Annotated in this window: 3 protein-coding genes and 1 pseudogene; all 4 read right to left on the bottom strand. The window is 49.3% G+C overall.

The window, feature by feature from the left end:
• Nucleotides 1–1,143: NAD(P)-binding protein (locus tag ACTHUE_RS15970; RefSeq protein WP_440423970.1), on the bottom strand; the 1,143-nt coding region annotated here is incomplete at its 3' end.
• Nucleotides 1,144–1,341: 198 nt separating this feature from the next.
• Nucleotides 1,342–1,704 carry an adenosylmethionine decarboxylase gene (speD, locus tag ACTHUE_RS15965; protein WP_107768871.1) on the bottom strand — a complete coding sequence of 121 codons (363 nt, stop codon included), beginning with the start codon at nucleotides 1,702–1,704 and terminating at the stop codon, nucleotides 1,342–1,344.
• A complete protein-coding gene (locus tag ACTHUE_RS15960; protein ID WP_162837292.1) occupies nucleotides 1,701–1,847 on the bottom strand; it encodes a hypothetical protein in 147 nt (48 codons plus the stop codon). The genes speD and ACTHUE_RS15960 overlap by 4 nt, the downstream gene beginning before the upstream one ends.
• 1 nt (nucleotide 1,848) lies before the next feature.
• Nucleotides 1,849–2,284, bottom strand: a pseudogene (locus ACTHUE_RS15955) (DUF4178 domain-containing protein); the annotation flags it as partial.

Here is a 2,284-nt window from a genome sequence, read left to right as displayed (position 1 = left end):
GTGCAGTTCAAAATTAGAAACCAGCCATGGCGCGTATTCTGGGATGTCCAGACCAAATTGTTCGGGAAATTCAATAATGCAGGCGGCAACCATCAGCGGCATGGCGGAGATAACGTGTTGCGCGGTGACAGCAACGGTTTCCCCTTTTGCATTATCACGCAGCCACACTTCAATCCGGCCGTCTGAAAGCGGTTTGATTTTGACGGCAGAAGCATTAACCGAAGCAGGTTTCTCCAAACGGATACTATTTTCAGACGGCCATTGCCAACCTTCTTGCAAACCGGCATGACGGCGCAGGTTTTCAGAAAGATGTGCCAAACCTTCGGGCCAAGTGAGGACGGTTTCTGCATTGTTGCGGGCGGCAAAATAATGCAGCCCGGCAAAGGCAGACACTTGCCCAATGCCTTGTCCGTAATCGTCGCGGCAACAATAATCGAGATACCATAAAAGCTCAGGCGAGTGGTAGTCCTCTTGATCAAGCCATTGTTTAAACGTCAGATGATCGAGTTTGCGCCATGTCTCATCTGCCGATGACAGCGCAATCGGAATAGCAAAAATTTTCTTACCGTCATCGCCGTAAGACTGTTTCAGACGGCCGATTAAATCAAAAAACCGTTTGGAATCCGCATCTTCTTTCGGCAATAAATGTTCCACCCATTTATCCTGATATAAGAGGCGCGATTCGGGCGCATAGACCAAATCGGTTTCCCTAAAGCTGCCGTCCGACTGCAAGATACCGAAATCTACCAACATCTCGCGCACATACACGCTTTCTTTCGACGGCAAAGCCAAATAATGCGCACCGCTCGGCGCTTTCAGGCCGTCTGAAGACGTATAGGCAGCATTGTTGCCATTGCGTTCAAACCCTTCTGCCAACAATACATCGCAGTGATTATGCTTCGCCAAATACCACAACGCCCCCAACCCAGCCGCACCGCCGCCGAGTATCAACGTATTGCATTCATAACGACGGGGCGGCGCTTGCAACAATTCCCGATCGCGCAACAAATGCCCCAACGGCAAGCCGACACGGTTAATAGAAACCGGCGGTTTGCGGTTGAGGTATTTGTAAGTCTGCCAAGAGAAAGCAGAAGCGGCACCAAGCGCGGCGGTATAACTGAGAAATTGACGGCGGGTTAGCATAATAAATTATTGCTTTTCAGTATTTTTTTAGGAAAGCAAGTCATACACCCTTTTCTCTGTAAGATACCCATTATTTCCAAATGCCTTCATGTTATAGAACCGATAACACTTAACCAGCAATAAATTAACATCTCCTGAAATATCAAATGGCGTATGCTTGGCGTTGAACTTTTGCCCCTCTTGCCAATATTGATAAAACTAAAATAAAGTCAAATCACTGCCTCTATTTACAACCGTCCAATCCACCCGTTCCGCCGCCAACTCCCTGCACAAGATTTCCTTCACTTTTTCCAATTTCATGCCGCCGCAGATAAATGCATCAATGGCGGCGAAGCGGTGTTCCGGCCAAGTGTGGATACTGATATGGGACTCGGCGAGCAGTAAAACGCCGGTTACGCCGCCTGCGCCGCCGAAGGTGTGGAAATGTTCGGTTAATATGGTGGCTTCTGCGGCTTGTGCAGCAGCTGCCAAAGCGGTTTTCAGACGGCCTTCATCTTTTAAGATGGCTTCGTCGCAACCGTATAAGTCCAATAGGCCATGATTACCGGGTGCATGGGTCATTTATGGCCTCCGGAATAACCGCTGCCGCCGTAATAGCCGCCGGAGTGCATACGCGAGCCGTCGGAGTCGGAAGAGCCGTAGCTGATGATCATGGAGATGACGATGATGATGGTGCTGAAAATGATGTAAGTGATTCTTGACATATTAATCCTCGTCCTCGTCTTTTTTACCCATGCTCCACAACAACCAGCATCCTACAAAGATGACGGTAAGTGCAGCAGAACTGTCGCCGGTCAAAAGCGCAGGGAGGTTGACGACAACCAAGATGGCGGTCATTATCATTCTTAATGATTTATCAATGCCGTCCGCCGCCATGTTTGCAGTGTAATGCGGAGCTTGGCTGGTCAGATTAAACGCATCTGCAATTTCCCGATAAGCAATTGGGGCACTTCTAGTCCATGCCATTTCGTGACTGTTTAGTTCGGAGCCAATCTTACGGCTTTGTCCGTCTCGGTAATCGCTGTAATAGTTCAAATCACCGTTTCGGACACGCCAATAAAACGCTCCGCTGGCAATCCTGACCCGTCCGCCATAGTCATAAAGTTTGCCATAGCCTTGCGGTTGGCGGTTGCGGTCGAGG

The sequence above is a fragment of the Neisseria sp. P0021.S005 genome, from assembly GCF_051956955.1.
The sequence above is the reverse complement of the archived record's forward strand: the minus strand, read 5'-3'. Positions and strand labels throughout refer to the sequence as shown.